This is a genomic window from Xanthomonas sp. 3307 (assembly GCF_014199735.1).
Taxonomy (GTDB): Bacteria; Pseudomonadota; Gammaproteobacteria; order Xanthomonadales; family Xanthomonadaceae; genus Xanthomonas_A; species Xanthomonas_A rydalmerensis.
Genome location: NZ_JACHOG010000004.1, coordinates 75,924 through 89,366, shown reverse-complemented (window position 1 = coordinate 89,366; position 13,443 = coordinate 75,924). Strand labels below are relative to the sequence as shown.

The following is a 13,443-nucleotide window of genomic DNA, read 5'->3' as shown; positions in this document are numbered from 1 at the left end:
CCGGAGGGTTAGGAGAGGAGGCGCTCGGCGAGGATCGCCAGCTCGGTGTCGCGGTTCTTGATCAGGGCATTCAGGGCCAGGCGCTCGGCCTGAGCGGCGCGGTCCAGCGCGATGATGGCGTGTTGGCGGGCCAGTGCAGGGACGCGGATCGGGGTCATGTCGAGCACGCTGCGGCGGATGCTCAGTTGGTTGCTGCCTTCGGCCGACTGGCGCAGATAGCGTTGTGCCGGCGTCTGGTTGAGCTGCCAGGCCAGGAAGGCCGGCATGAGGGTGTGCGGCTGGCTGACCCGGATGATGTACAGGTGCGGCGAACACACGGTGCGTGGCGGGGGATCGGCCAGCAGCGTTGCGAAGGTGTTGTCGCCGCGGGCGACAAAGACGATGTCTTGGTCGCGGAGCCAGTCCGGCGACTTGCGGCCCTGGAGTTCCGTGGTGAGCAGGTTGTCGTAGGCAGGAGCGGCAGAAGGCGGGATGTCGCGCAGTTGCAGGACCCGCGCGGAGCCACCGGGGATGCTGGGAATGGTGCCGCGGAACGGGTGCCCCAGCATGATCTGGGCGGCAGCGGCCAACGATGTTTGTTCTGCATGATCCGTCATGGTGTCGATCATCATGTGTCTAATCGGGAATGTCAAGAATAAAATTGCACCAATCGAAATGATGCACTAAAAATAATTGACTAGTCGTTGCGTTGCAGGTACAAGGACAGTGCGGGGTCGAGACGCGGCCCAAGCCAGGAGGGCGCGCAATGCCGGAATCCGGGTGTGAGCGGGGTGCCGGGACGCATCGCAATTGCGACGATCGGACGGGTTACTTCCTGTCCGAGGACAGCCAGTTCCGCTTGGTGCGGCTGGGCGAATTCGTGACGTTCCTCGCGCGGCTGGCACAGCCGCGCAGCTTGGCGGAGGAGCGCGAGGCCGCACCGACGGTGCGTGCGGGCGAGTTGGCGGTGTGCATGGAGTTGCTCGCCGAACAATTGCATCTGGTGTTGCGTGAGGTGTCGTGGCCGGCTCTGCGTGTCTCTGCGGTGCAGGCGCAGGCCAGTGGGGCTGCGCGTGATGGCGCCGACTAACGCGCCGCGCCGGGCACCACCTCGCAGGCGATGCCGGCCGCGGTCAACTGCGCCGCCAGCGCGTCATGCGGCGCCTGCCGAAACGCATCGCCCGGCAGCAGGCTGACCACGCGCTGCCCGGCCTGCGCCTGTTCGACCAGCAGCGCCAGGTGCGCTGCCGGATCCTCCGGCAACGGCTGGCGGCTGGCATCGCGGCGTGCCATGCCCAGTACTGCCGCGCTCACCTGTGCACCGCATAGCAATAGGTCGGCCTGGTTGAGCGCACGCAGCGCCTTCAGCGTCAGCGCGCCGGGGTCGCCGGTGCCGGTGCCGACCAGCCACACGCTGCCCTGCCGCGGTACCTCGTCGCTGCGTTGCAGGCTGTCGGTAAAGGCCTGCTCGGCGGCGTCGCGCTGGCCGCTCTGCAGCAGCGTCTGCACCGGCCCCTCCAGCACCTGCTCGAACCAGCGTCGGCGCTGCGCCAACTCCGGCAGGCGTGCACGGATCGCGGCGCGGTGGCGTGCGAACAGTTGCGCCAGTTCGGCGTAGGAATGGTCCAGTTCGGTTTCCCAGCGCTCGCGCAGGCGCCGCGCCAGCATCGGCGCCGCGCCGCTGGAGGAGATCGCGATCAGCAGCGGATCGCGGTCGATGATCGCCGGCACCTGGAACGTCGACAGCGCGGCGTCGTCGACCACGTTGACCCACTTGCGCCGCGCTCCGGCCTGTTCGGCCAGCTGCCGATTGAAAACCTCGTCGTCGGTGGCCGCCACCACCAGCCAGGCAGCGTCCAGCCACTGCGGATCGAAGGCGCCATCGGCGCGCTGCAGCCGGCCCTGCGCCAGCCATTGCGCCACCGTGGGGTTGAGCGCGTGTGCGTACACCAGCACGTCGGCGCCGGCGTGCAGCAGCGCCTCGATCTTGCGCATCGCCACCTCGCCGCCGCCGACGACCAGCACGCGGCGTCCAGCCAGGTCGGCGAACAGGGGATACAGCGGCATGCGGACTCCTTGCTGGGGCGAGATGCGTCAGGTCGCGGGCAGGCAGGCGGCGGGGCCGCACGCGGCTGCGCAGCGTTCTGTCCGCCAACGATACCGAAAGGACGATCCGATGGAGCTGTTCGGCATGGGGCGCCATCGCGTTCTTGCCATCGCGCCATCCGACCAACGGTCCGCGCCGACAGCGAATGCCCGGCCCCGCCGGCAGCGCCTCGCCGCGCAGCCAACGCGCAGGCGCTGGCGTATGATCCGCGCTCTTCGTCCTCCCGAACCGGCATCATGGATCGAGCCCGTCCGCCGCTTGCCTGGCCACGCGTGTCGGCGTGGTGCTTTCTTTTTGCGCTGCTGTGGCACGCGGAACCCACGCTGGCGCAGACCGCGCGCAAGCCATCTGCCTACGAGCAACGCCCAGGCCACGCCGCCGCCGCGCAGCCGGCGACCGGACCCGATTTCCTGCCGCGCCTCGACAGCCGCGCGCAGTTCATGCAACTGGCGCGGGTCTACAACGCCGGCACCGCGCTGGAGCTGCCGCATCTGCTGTTCGTGATCGACCGGCAGCAGGGCGGTCGCGTCTACTACCTCAACACGCCGCGGTTCGCGCTGCACGAACCGTTCGTGCGCCAGCGCCTGGCGCCGCGCATGGGCAAGGCGGCGCTGAAGGCGCAATACCGCGATCCGCAGCGGCGCTTCCTGTTCGGCACCCTGAGCTGGCAGCAGGACCTGCCGGGCTACACCTACGAGTTCTGGGAGGGCGACCTGCTCACTGCACCGCTGCTGCAGCAGACCGATGCCGCCTTGCGCGCGTCGTTCTTCGACACGCTGCGGTTCAAGACCAACTCCACGCTGCACGAGCAACTGGCCCGCAGCGCCGGGCTGGCGTTCGTCACCCAGGAGGCGCTGCTGCGCGAGCAGCGCTTCCTGCCGTTGAATACCGGCCACGCCGAGGGGCGGCTGCGCATCGTGCGCTCGGAGGCGCAGTTCCGCACGCTGTCGCCGCGTGACATCCCGGTGCTGGACGAGGTGCCGATCGCGTTGGCGCCGGTCGCCGGCCTGGTCACGCAGCGCCCGTCCACGCTGTTGTCGCACGTCAACCTGCTGGCCAAGGGCTGGGGCATTCCCAATGTGTACGTGCGCGATGCACAGGCGGCGTTGCGCCAGTACGACGGCCGCTGGGTGCAACTGGATGTCACCCACAACGATTACCGGGTGACACCGCTGGCCGGTCCGCCGGCGGCCGCACCCGCTGCCGCCCCACGCAGCGCGGCACGCACGCTGCCGCGTCCGAACCTGCGCGTGGCCGCGCTCAAGCCGCTGGCGGCGCTGCGCGCCAGCGACAGCCGGGCATGCGGGACGAAGGCGGCCAATCTCGGCACGCTGAAGGCGGTACTGCCGCCGGCCGCGCGCGTGCCGGACGGCTTCTGCATTCCGTTCGCGTTCTACCAGGCGACGCTGCAGCGCCTGCAGGTCGACCAGCGCCTGCACGACCTGCAGCGTCGCCCCGGCTTCGCCACCGACGCGGAGGTGCGCCGCGCCGCGCTGGCGACGCTGCGCGGCGAGATCGCCGACGCCGTGCCCGATCCCGCCTTCGTGCGCGCGCTGGAGGCGCAGTGGCGCGAACAACTGCATGGCGCCGGCGTATTCGTGCGCAGTTCGTCCAACTCCGAGGATCTACCCGGCTTCAGCGGCGCCGGCCTGTACACCACCGTGCCCAACGTCACCCGCGCCGACGCCTTGGCCAGGGCCGTGCAGACGGTGTGGGCGTCGGTGTACAACTTCGAGGCCTACGAAGCACGCGCCGCCGCCGGCCTGCCGCAGGACGCGGTGGCCATGGCGGTGCTGGTGCAGTTGGCCGCGCCCTCGGACAGCTCCGGCGTGATGATCACCCGCGACCCGTTCGATGCCGCGCGCCGCCACGTCACCTACATTTCGGCCAAGCGCGGTCTGGGCATCCGTGTGGTCGAGGGCAAGCGCCAGGCCGAACAGGTGATGTATTCGAGCTGGTCCAAAGCGGTGCAGGTGCTGAGCCGCTCGGCCGAGGACACCCAACTCGTGGCCGACGCCGCCGGCGGCGTCCGCGAGGTGCCGATCGTCGGTACCCGCCAGGTGCTGACCGACGCCCTCATCGCGCGGCTGGCGAAGGTTGGCGCGATGACCAAGCAGGCCCTGGGCGGCGCCGACCAGGACATCGAGTGGGCCGTGGTCGGCGACGAGGTGGTGATCCTGCAGGCGCGGCCGTATGTGGAGCGGGGCGGGCACCAATGAGCCGCCGTCAAGCTGTTGTCGGCGATGCTATCCGCGCGGGCGATTGCGGTGGGCCGCAGGGGCGACGAAGCGGTGCCGGGGTTCCATCGATGTCGGGTCGCGGCGCTGAAGCTGCTCCTGCGGACGACAGCTCGCGACGTTCGCCGTTTGCCGAGCTTCTGTAAAAGCGGCTTCAGCCGCGACGCGCAGCGCCCGGCAGATCGCCGGGCGCTGCCATCAGATCACGCCGCCGGCGCATCCGCATTGCGGTGATGCGCGGCCGTGGATTTGCCGTCGCGCTCGGCCGCCAGCAGGGTCAGCGAGCGGCCGAGGCCGTGCCACTGCGCGCCGCCGGGCAGGCCATGCTCGTGGTCGCGCTCGGCCGTGTCGACCAGCACGCGCCAGTGTTCGCCTTCCACCAGCGGCAGGGTGAATTGCACGTCCTCGACCGCGCCGTTGACGATCATCAGCAGGGTCACGTTGGACGCGGCCTGGCGCAGGCCGCTGGACGGGGCACGGCCATCCAGGCGCATCATCAGCGCGCGGGCGTGCGGGTCGTGCCAGGAGGCTTCGGTCATTTCCTCGCCGTCCGGGGCCAGCCAGGTCACGTCCTTGATGCCCAGTTCCTCGTCGTAGACGCCGTCGAAGAAACGCGCGCGGTGCAGCAGCGGGTAGTGCGCGCGCAGGTGGGTCAGGCGCGAGACGAAGGCGCTGAGCTGGTGCGCGCGCGGGCCGGCTTCCCAGTTCAGCCAGGTCAGTTCGTTGTCCTGGCAGTAGGTGTTGTTGTTGCCGCCCTTGCTGCGGCCGAACTCGTCGCCGGCCAGCAGCATCGGCGTGCCCTGCGACAGCAGCAGGGTGGCCAGCATGTTGCGCATCTGCCGCAGGCGCAGGGCATTGATGTCTTCGTCGTCGGTCTCGCCTTCCACGCCGTAGTTGGCGGAGATGTTGTTGTCCGAGCCGTCGCGGTTGTGCTCGCCGTTGGCCTCGTTGTGCTTGTGCGCGTAGCTGACCAGGTCGTGCAGGGTGAAGCCGTCGTGGGCGGTGACGAAGTTGACCGAGGCGGTGGGGCGGCGGCCGCGGTGGTGGAACAGGTCGGCCGAGCCGGTCAGGCGCGTGGCCAGTTCGGCCAGCTGGCCTTCGTCGCCACGCCAGAACGCGCGCACGTTGTCGCGGAACTTGTCGTTCCACTCCGACCAGCCCGGCGGGAACGCGCCGACCTGGTAGCCGCCCGGACCGACGTCCCACGGCTCGGCGATCAGCTTGACCTGGCTCAGCAGCGGGTCCTGGCGGCAGGCGTCGAGGAAACCGCCCTTGGGATCGAACCCGTGGTGTTCGCGGCCGAGGATGGTGGCCAGGTCGAAGCGGAACCCGTCCACGTGCATCTCCGCCACCCAGTAGCGCAGCGAGTCGTTGACCATGCGCAGCGCGCCGGCATTGGTCAGGTCGAAGGTATTACCGGTGCCGGTGTCGTTGATGTAGAAGCGGCGGTCCTCGGCCAGGCGGTAGTAGCTGGCGTTGTCGATGCCCTTGAACGACAGCGTCGGCCCCAGCTCGTTGCCTTCGGCGGTGTGGTTGTAGACCACGTCCAGGATCACTTCCAGCCCGGCACTGTGCAGGCGCGCCACCATCTGCTTGAACTCGGACACGGTGCGCGTGGCCATGTAGCGCGGGTGTGGGGCGAAGAAGCCGATGGTGTTGTAGCCCCAGTAGTTGCGCAGGCCCTGCTTGAGCAGGTATTCGTCGTCGACGAAGGCGTGCACCGGCAGCAGCTCCACCGCGGTCATGCCCAGGCGCTTGATGTGCTCGACCACCTCGTCGACCTTCAGCCCGGAGAAGGTGCCGCGCCAGGCTTCGGGCACCGAGGGGTGGCGCATGGTGGTGCCGCGCAGGTGGGTCTCGTAGATCACCGTGCTGTCCCACGGCGTCTGCGGGCGCTGGTCCTTGCCCCAGGTGAAGGCCGGATCGATCACCGCGCACTTGGGCATGTAGGCGGCGCTGTCGCGGCGATCGAAGCTGAGGTCGGCATCCCTGTGGCCGATGGTGTAGCCGAACAGCGCCGGCGCCCATTTCAGTTCGCCGACCAGTTGCTTGGCGTAGGGATCGAGCAGCAGCTTGTTGGGATTGAAGCGGTGGCCGGCGTCGGGCGCGTACGGGCCGTACACGCGGTAGCCGTAGAGCTGGCCCGGGCGCGCGTCGGGCAGGTAGCCGTGCCAGATCTCGTCGGTGTACTCGGGCAGGGCGATGCGTTCGATCTCGCGGCCGCGGTCATCGAACAGGCACAGCTCCACCTTGGTGGCGTGCGCCGAGTACAGGGCGAAGTTCACCCCCAGGCCATCCCAGGTGGCGCCCAGGGGGTACGGCAGGCCCTCGCGGATACGCGAACGGCGGGTGAGCTTGCGCACGGGCATGAAGGATCCTTACGAAGAGGTGCTGCCGTTGCCGGCGCTGCGTCGCGGTTGCTGCGGCGGCAGCGCCTCGGCCTCGGCTTCGGCGGCCGCCTCCGCGTCCACCAGGCGTTCGGCCATGGCCCAGTGGCGGGCGGCGCGGCCGTCGGGTCGCCCTTCGGCTTCCCAGATTTCGTGTGCGAGTTGGCGGATGCGGCGTTGGCGTGTTTCTGCGTCCATGGCTTCTTGCGGAATCAGGGGGAGGCGACCAGTACGGCCACCGGGAACTCGGCGAACAGCGCCGATACCGGAATGGCCGAGGTTGTCGCGACGGCAGCGTCGGCCAGCACCGGACGATACTCTGCCTGGGGCAGTGTCAGAACCGTGTTACGCCAGTCCAGCTGCGCCCGCAGCGGCGCGTCCGGCCGCAACGCCCGCGCGGCGGCGCTCAGCCGCGGTACCGCCACCACCAGCGAGGCGCCCTCGTGTTCGCGCACGAAGCCGAGCACGTGCTGCGCCTGCGGGCCCTGCGCCTGCAGCGGCGTGTAGCTGCCGTGCGCGAACAGGGCCGGATGCGCGCGCCGCAGTTGCAGCAGCTGTGCGGTCAGCCAGGCCTTGACGTGGCCGCTGTGCCAGTCCTGCAGCAGCGCGCCTGGGGCGGTGGCGTCGCCCAGCCAGGCCTGGCGCAGCGCGTAGTCCACCGGGCGGCGGTTGTCCGGATCCACCAGCGACAGGTCCCAGCCTTCGCTGCCCTGATACAGGTCGGGCACGCCGGGCAGGGTCAGGCGCAGGGTGGTCTGCACCAGGCTGTTGAGCGCGCCGGCCGGGGCCAGCGCCGCGGCGGCCTGCGCCAGCGCCTCGCGCAGCGCGGCGCCGGCCGGCTGCAGCAGTGCGGCATCGAGCAGGGCGCGCGCACTGCGCTCGTAGTCCTCGTCCGGCCAGGTCCAGTGGGTACGCAGCTTGGCTTCGCGGGCGGCCTTGAGCTGCCAGGCGCCGATGCGCTCGGCGTAGTCGCGCAGGCCGTCGGCGTCGTCCACCGCCAGTTCCAGCGGCCACGCCGCCACCAGCATCTGCCACAGCATCAGCAGGTCGCCAGGCAGCGGCGCGGCGCTGCCGGCCGGCAGCAGGTCGGCCGACAGCGCCTGGAACCGCGCCACCTGCGCGTCCCACCACGGCGCCTGCGTGCTCAGTGCGGCCAGGCGCATGCGCACGTCTTCGCCGCGCTTGTGGTCATGGGTGGCGGTGGCCAGCAGCGCGCGCGGATAGCGCTCCGCGCGCATCGCGTTGGCCGCGTGGAATTCGGCCGGCGTCAGCGCGAACACGTCCGGCTCGCTGCCCACCTCGTTGCGCGAGAGCAGCACGCCGTGGCGGTAGAAGGAGGTGTCCTCCACCGACTTGGCGTTGAGCGGCGCCGACAGCTGTTCCAGGCGCCGGCGCACGATCCGCCGCAGCGCCACCTGTGCCTTGCCCGTGCCGCGGCCGTCGCGGCTCCAGCGTTCGATCGCGTCGATCGCCGCGCACACTCGCGGTTCGGCGCCGGCACGCGCGCGCTGCGCGGCCTGGGCCAGGCGCGCCGCATCGTCGTCGTCCAGGCCGTCGGGCCCGGCGTAGGTGCGATACACCTCGAAGTGCCGCAGCAAGGCCATCAGCCCGCGCGCCAGCATCTGCGGGCTGAACTCGCGGGTCAGCGGATCCAGGTGTGCGGCGGCGCCGAGCGCCTGCACGGTGCGCACGAACTCGGTCTGCAGCGAACCCTGCAGGATTTCGTCGCGCGCGGCGCGCTGTTCCTGGCCGAAGTCGCCGCTGCGTCCGCTCCAGCGTCGCCACAGCGCGGTCAGCGGTTCGGCGCCGGCCGGGTCGTGCAGCACCGCGGCGACCTGGTCCATGAAGTCGTAGCCGGTGGTGCCGTCGCAGGGCCAGTCGGTGCGCAGTTGCTCGTGCGGCGCCAGGATCTTTTCCAGGTACAGGGCGATGCCGCCCGGGGCGATGCCGCGACGGCGGCCGGCGCGATCCAGTTGCGTGCGCAGCCGCTGCACGTAGCCGGTGGGGTCGGCCAGGCCATCGACGTGGTCGACCCGCACGCCATCGAGATGGCCCTCGGCGACCAGCCGCAGCGGCAGCTCGTGGACCGCTGCGAACACGTCGTTCTGCTCCACGCGTAGCGCCGCCAGCGAGGTGATGTCGAAGAAGCGGCGGTAGTTGAGCATGTCGTTGCCGACCCGCCACCAGGCCAAGCGATAGCACTGGCGTTCGATCAACCGGTGCAGGGCGTCGTCGCCCAGCCGCGCGGCGTCATTGAGCCGCGCCGCCCAGGCCGGGCGCGCGCTGGCCGGTTCCTGGGCGATGGCGCCGTCCAGGCGGATCGGGAAACGCTGGTCGTGGTGCTGTAGGACGACGCTGCCGTCCTCGGCCACCTGCAATTGCAGCGCGCCTTCGCTCAGCGCCTGCGCATAAGGGCGGTCCAGCACCGGCAGCCACAGCTTGCCCTCGCGCCCGGGCGCGCGCCAGTCGATGTCGAACCAGCCGGCATGGCGGCTGCGCCGGCCATGGGTGAGCACGTCCCACCACCACGGATTGCTCGGGTGGGTGGCCATGTGGTTGGGCACGATGTCCAGGATCAGGCCCATGCCATGGCTGCGCGCGCGCTCGGACAGGTGCAGCAGCGCCGGCTCGCCGCCGAGTTCGGGATTGACCTGGCGCGGGTCGGTGACGTCGTAGCCGTGGGTGGAGCCGGGCACGGCGGTGCCGATCGGCGACAGGTACAGATGGCTGATGCCCAGCCCGGCGTAATACGGCACCTGCGCGGCAGCATCGAGCAGGGTGAAATCGGCATGCAGCTGCAGGCGGGCGGTGGCCCGCAGGGGAATCATGCGCATGCGTCGGCTCCTTGCGCAGCGGTGGCGGTGGTCTGGCGGGTCTGCGCGAAGGCATCCAGGCGTATGGTGAGGGTGGCAGCGGCTGCGGCCGCGTCGGGTGCCGGCAGGCGCCGGCGCCAGTTCGGATGGCCGTCGACGGTGCCGGGCAGGTTCGGTTGCTGGTCCAGGCCCAGCGCGTCCTCGGCCGGCAGCAGCGCCAGCGGCGAGGGCGTGGCGGCGACGAAGCGCAGCGCGCCCAGTTCCGGGTCGGCGGCCTGGTCCGGCGGCAGCGCCGCGGCGACCGCGTCGTCCATGTGCGCGACGTCGTCGCTGCGCGCCTGGTGGTCGGCGTGTTGCTGCGCGGCGTCGCTCAGCTGCAGGCGCCGGCGCCAGTCGATGTCTTCGCCGCGGCGCCAGCCGCGCAGGGTCGGCAGGTCGTGGGTGGTGGTGGTGGCGAGGGCGTCGCTGCGCCATTGCGCCGGCGGCAGGAACGCGCCATCGCGGTCGCGGGTGAACAGCAGCACGTCGATGCCCATCACCCCGCGCCGCGACAGCTCCGCGCGGATGCCGTCCGGCACCACGCCCAGGTCCTCGCCGATCACGATCGCGCGGTGCCGCCAGGATTCCAGCGCCAGCAAGCGCAGCAGGTCGTGCAGCGGATAACGCAGGTACACGCCGGTGGACGAAGACGCCCCGCGCGGGATCACCCACAGCCGCAGCAGGCCGAGGATGTGGTCGATACGCACGCCGCCGCGATCGCGCATCACCGCGCGCAGCAACTCGATGAACGGTGCGAAGCCGCTGGCGCGCAGCGCGGTCGGTGCGTAGCCGCAGATGCCCCAGGCCTGGCCGTCGCCGTTGAAGGCGTCCGGCGGTGCGCCCAGTTCCAGGCCCTGCAGCACCGCCTGCGGCCAGGCCGCGGCTTCGGCGCCGTGCGCGTCGAAGCCTACCGCCAGGTCGGCGATCAGCCCGATGTCCATGCCGTCGGCGCGCGCCTGCCGCTGCACGTCGGCCCAACTGCGCGCGGCCAGCCACTGCGCGAACCGGTGCAGGCCCGGATCGGCATCGCCGAAGTCGCGCGCGGCAAACGCGGCGTGCGCGTGCAGGGCGCTGCCACCATCGCGTTCGAACGCGGCCAGGTCGGCGTGCAGCGCGGCATCGGCGTGGCCGAAGTCGGCGTGCAGCTGCCGCAGCCACTGCCACTTCAAGGCAGCGGAGGCCGGCCAGTCGATCAGCGGGCGGGCCTGCGCCTCGGCGAACGCCTGCGCCAGCCCGGCCGCATCCAGCGCGCGCTGTGCGGCAGCGGCACCGAGCACGCGCGCCGGCGCCGCCTGCAGCGGATCCAGGAAGCGCCGGTCGCTGGGCGAATACGGGCTGTAGTGCGCGCCGATCGGCCGCGCCGCGTGCACCGGGCTCAAGGCGATGGCATCGCCGCCGGCCGCGGCGATGCGCGTGGCCCAGGCGGCGGTGCCGTCGGCGTCGCCGATGCCGGCATCGTAGGCGCCCGGCGCCGAATACACCTGCAGCGACAGACCCCAGCGCCGCGGCTGCGCCGCGCCCACCGCGTCGGCGACGCCGAAGCAGCGTGGCGGCGCCACCGCCAGGGTGGTGCTGCGGTTGCCGTGCTGCAGGGTCCAGTAGCCGGCCGCATCCGGCGCGACGAGGCGGCCCTGCGCGTCGCAGTGGCCGTGCAGCGCCTGCCCATCTTCATTGTCGAGTCGGTATGCCGCGCCGGGGGCGGCGCCGACGTCGACCGGTGCGCCGGCGTCGGCGGTCAGCAGGGGGGGCAGCGCGGTATCGGCCTGCAGCCGGTGCAGGCTGTCGCGGCAGGCCGCGTCGTCGTGCGCGTCCAGGCCCAGCGCGCCGAGCACGTGGCGCAGGGTGTCGTCGCCGACCGTGCGCGGCGTGTCGCTGGCATCGATCCAGTCGACCAGCAGGCCGGCGGCGTCGGCCAGGGTATGCAGGGAAGTGTCGGTCATGGGGAGGGCAAACCGGGCAGCAGGGCGGAAGAAGGGAGATCCGCCGCGGTCCCGCCCGCACGCGCCGGCGGCGCGTACGCGGCGATGCGCAGCGAACGAGGCGGCCAGCGTGCGGGGTGCGCTGTCGCGATGGCGTCGCGACAGCGCGGACTCATGCGGCGCTGCCGGATCGGTAGCGCGCGACGAAGGCGTTCGGCGGCAACTGCGTGGCGTCGTCGCCGGCGTTCTCCGCGTGCACGGTGGTGCCGGGCAGGTCCAGCGCCACCGGTGCGTCGCCGAAGTTGGCGGCCACGTGCCATTCGCCGTCGCCCAGGCGCCAGCCCGCGGCCACCGCCTTCGGACCGAGGACCCGCGCACCCAGCGCACTGGCCTGGGTCAGCGCCGGCACCAGGTGCTGGCGGCGCAGCGCCAGCAGCGCCGCGAACCAGTCGCGCCAGCGCGCGCCGTCGCCGTGGGTGGCGTCGCTGATGTCGGCGATGGAGGCCTGGAAGGTGCTCGGCGCGTTGGGATCGGGGATGGTGGCGCGCTGCTCCGGATCGGCGAAGGCGGCGAAGTGCGCGAACTCGCGGCGTCGGCCCTCGCGCACCGCCTCGTCCAGCGGCGGCGCGAAATCGGTGAAGAACTGGAATGGGGCGCGGCTGCCCCACGGCTCGCCCATGAAGAACAGCGGGATCATCGGGGTCAGCGCGGTCAGTGCCAGCGCCGCGCGCAGCGCCGGTTCGCTCACCTGGGTGATCAGCCGGTCGCCGCGGGCGCGGTTGCCGATCTGGTCGTGGTTCTGCGCGAAGATCACGAACTTGTGCGGCGGCAGGTGGCCGCTGGGCTCGCCGCGTGCGTGCCCGCGGTGGTCGGCCTGGCCCTGGAAGGCGAAGCCTTCGCCGAGCACCCGCGCCAGGTGCTGCGCCGGCGCATCGGCGAAGCCGGCGTAGTAGCCCTCGTGTTCGTCGGTCAGCAGCACGTGCAGGCTGTTGTGGAAGTCGTCGTCCCACTGTGCGCTGTAGCCGCGTTCCAGCACATCGGCCTGGTTGGCCTCGTTCTCCAGCACCAGGTGCACATGGCGACCGTCGGCGACGCTGGCCATGATCGCCTCGCGCAGGGTGTCGAGGAAGGCGTTGGGCACGATCGCGTGCACCGCATCCAGGCGCAGGCCGTCGAAGCGGTACTCGTGCAGCCACATCAGCGCGTTGTCGATGAAGTAGCGCTGCACCGGCGCCAGGCGGAAGTCGATCGCCGCGCCCCAGGGCGTCGGCGCGTCCTCGCGGAAGAAGGTCGAGGCGTACTGGCCCAGATAGTTGCCGTCCGGGCCGAAGTGGTTGTAGACCACGTCCAGGAACACGCTCAGGCCCAGACCGTGGGCTTCGTCGATCAGCGCCTTGAGCTCGTCGGGATGGCCGTAGGCCGAGGCCGGCGCGTACGGCAGCACGCCGTCGTAGCCCCAGTTGTGGCGGCCCGGGAATTCGGCCAGCGGCATCAGTTCGATCGCGGTGACGCCGAGCGCGGCCAGCGTCGGCAACTGCGCGCGCAACCCGGCGTAGCCGCCGCAGGTGCCCACGTGCAGTTCGTAGAACACGGTCTCGGCCCAGGGGCGGCCGCGCCAGTCGCCGTGGCGCCACGCGTAGCCGTCGGTGGCCAGTACCGCGCTGGCGCCGTGCACGCCGTCCGGCTGCCAGCGCGAGGCCGGGTCCGGCACCGGCGTGCCGCCGTCGATGGCGTAGCGGTAGCGGGTCCCCGGCGCGCACGCCAGGGTGGCGGCGAAGTAGCCGTCGCCGATCGCCTCCAGCGGCTGCCGCCGATCGTCGTCGAACACTAGCTCCACGCGCTCGGCATCCGGCGCCCACAGCGCGAAGGCGACCTCGCCGTTGGCGCTCGGCCAGGCGCCGGGGCGCAGCGCCGCGCGCGGTGCGGCAGGGGAGTCGATCGATGCAGCGGTCGTGGCCATGT

At 71.5% G+C, this 13,443-nt stretch carries 9 protein-coding genes; 2 read left to right on the top strand and 7 right to left on the bottom strand.

Annotated elements, in window-relative coordinates; translation table 11 throughout:
• Nucleotides 1–8: 8 nt before the first annotated feature.
• Nucleotides 9–611, bottom strand: coding sequence for a restriction endonuclease subunit S (locus tag GGR64_RS11730; RefSeq protein WP_260302998.1), 603 nt, complete (start codon nucleotides 609–611; stop codon nucleotides 9–11).
• A 134-nt stretch (nucleotides 612–745) separates the two neighbouring features.
• Between GGR64_RS11730 and GGR64_RS11725 the strand changes: the two genes are divergently transcribed.
• A complete protein-coding gene (locus GGR64_RS11725) occupies nucleotides 746–1,069 on the top strand; it encodes a hypothetical protein (protein ID WP_184645999.1) in 324 nt (107 codons plus the stop codon).
• Here the strand turns inward: GGR64_RS11725 and GGR64_RS11720 are convergent.
• Entirely contained in the window at nucleotides 1,066–2,046 is a 981-nt protein-coding gene (locus tag GGR64_RS11720) for an NAD(P)-dependent oxidoreductase (protein ID WP_184645997.1), read from the bottom strand. The genes GGR64_RS11725 and GGR64_RS11720 overlap by 4 nt on opposite strands.
• Nucleotides 2,047–2,322: 276 nt before the next feature.
• On the opposite strand from GGR64_RS11720, the gene GGR64_RS11715 reads away from it, so the two are divergent.
• On the top strand, nucleotides 2,323–4,305 hold the full coding sequence (locus tag GGR64_RS11715; RefSeq protein WP_221236190.1) for a PEP/pyruvate-binding domain-containing protein: 1,983 nt from the start codon (nucleotides 2,323–2,325) through the stop codon (nucleotides 4,303–4,305).
• A 221-nt stretch (nucleotides 4,306–4,526) separates the two neighbouring features.
• Here GGR64_RS11715 and glgX read toward each other — a convergent pair whose 3' ends face one another.
• The 5 genes from glgX to treZ form a co-directional block, all read right to left on the bottom strand.
• Nucleotides 4,527–6,692: a glycogen debranching protein GlgX gene (glgX, locus tag GGR64_RS11710; protein WP_184645995.1), complete on the bottom strand. Its 2,166-nt coding sequence runs from the start codon at nucleotides 6,690–6,692 to the stop codon at nucleotides 4,527–4,529.
• A gap of 9 nt (nucleotides 6,693–6,701) precedes the next feature.
• A complete protein-coding gene (locus tag GGR64_RS11705) occupies nucleotides 6,702–6,908 on the bottom strand; it encodes a DUF2934 domain-containing protein (RefSeq protein ID WP_160969709.1) in 207 nt (68 codons plus the stop codon).
• A 14-nt stretch (nucleotides 6,909–6,922) separates the two neighbouring features.
• Nucleotides 6,923–9,538, bottom strand: coding sequence for a malto-oligosyltrehalose synthase (treY, locus tag GGR64_RS11700; RefSeq protein ID WP_184646328.1), 2,616 nt, complete (start codon nucleotides 9,536–9,538; stop codon nucleotides 6,923–6,925).
• Nucleotides 9,535–11,502 carry a 4-alpha-glucanotransferase gene (gene malQ, locus GGR64_RS11695; RefSeq protein WP_184645993.1) on the bottom strand — a complete coding sequence of 656 codons (1,968 nt, stop codon included), beginning with the start codon at nucleotides 11,500–11,502 and terminating at the stop codon, nucleotides 9,535–9,537. The genes treY and malQ overlap by 4 nt, the downstream gene beginning before the upstream one ends.
• Before the next feature lie 151 nt (nucleotides 11,503–11,653).
• Nucleotides 11,654–13,441, bottom strand: coding sequence for a malto-oligosyltrehalose trehalohydrolase (gene treZ, locus GGR64_RS11690; protein WP_184645991.1), 1,788 nt, complete (start codon nucleotides 13,439–13,441; stop codon nucleotides 11,654–11,656).
• Nucleotides 13,442–13,443 lie beyond the last annotated feature (2 nt).

Excerpts from the sequence above, each read along its gene's own strand:
- GGR64_RS11705 (WP_160969709.1), bottom strand. The coding sequence starts at position 6,908 with ATGGACGCAGAAACACGCCAACGCCGCATCCGCCAACTCGCACACGAA.
- GGR64_RS11720 (WP_184645997.1), bottom strand. The coding sequence starts at position 2,046 with ATGCCGCTGTATCCCCTGTTCGCCGACCTGGCTGGACGCCGCGTGCTG.
- GGR64_RS11715 (WP_221236190.1), top strand. The coding sequence starts at position 2,323 with ATGGATCGAGCCCGTCCGCCGCTTGCCTGGCCACGCGTGTCGGCGTGG.
- GGR64_RS11725 (WP_184645999.1), top strand. The coding sequence starts at position 746 with ATGCCGGAATCCGGGTGTGAGCGGGGTGCCGGGACGCATCGCAATTGC.
- GGR64_RS11730 (WP_260302998.1), bottom strand. The coding sequence starts at position 611 with ATGATGATCGACACCATGACGGATCATGCAGAACAAACATCGTTGGCC.
- malQ (WP_184645993.1), bottom strand. The coding sequence starts at position 11,502 with ATGACCGACACTTCCCTGCATACCCTGGCCGACGCCGCCGGCCTGCTG.
- treY (WP_184646328.1), bottom strand. The coding sequence starts at position 9,538 with ATGATTCCCCTGCGGGCCACCGCCCGCCTGCAGCTGCATGCCGATTTC.
- glgX (WP_184645995.1), bottom strand. The coding sequence starts at position 6,692 with ATGCCCGTGCGCAAGCTCACCCGCCGTTCGCGTATCCGCGAGGGCCTG.
- treZ (WP_184645991.1), bottom strand. The coding sequence starts at position 13,441 with ATGGCCACGACCGCTGCATCGATCGACTCCCCTGCCGCACCGCGCGCG.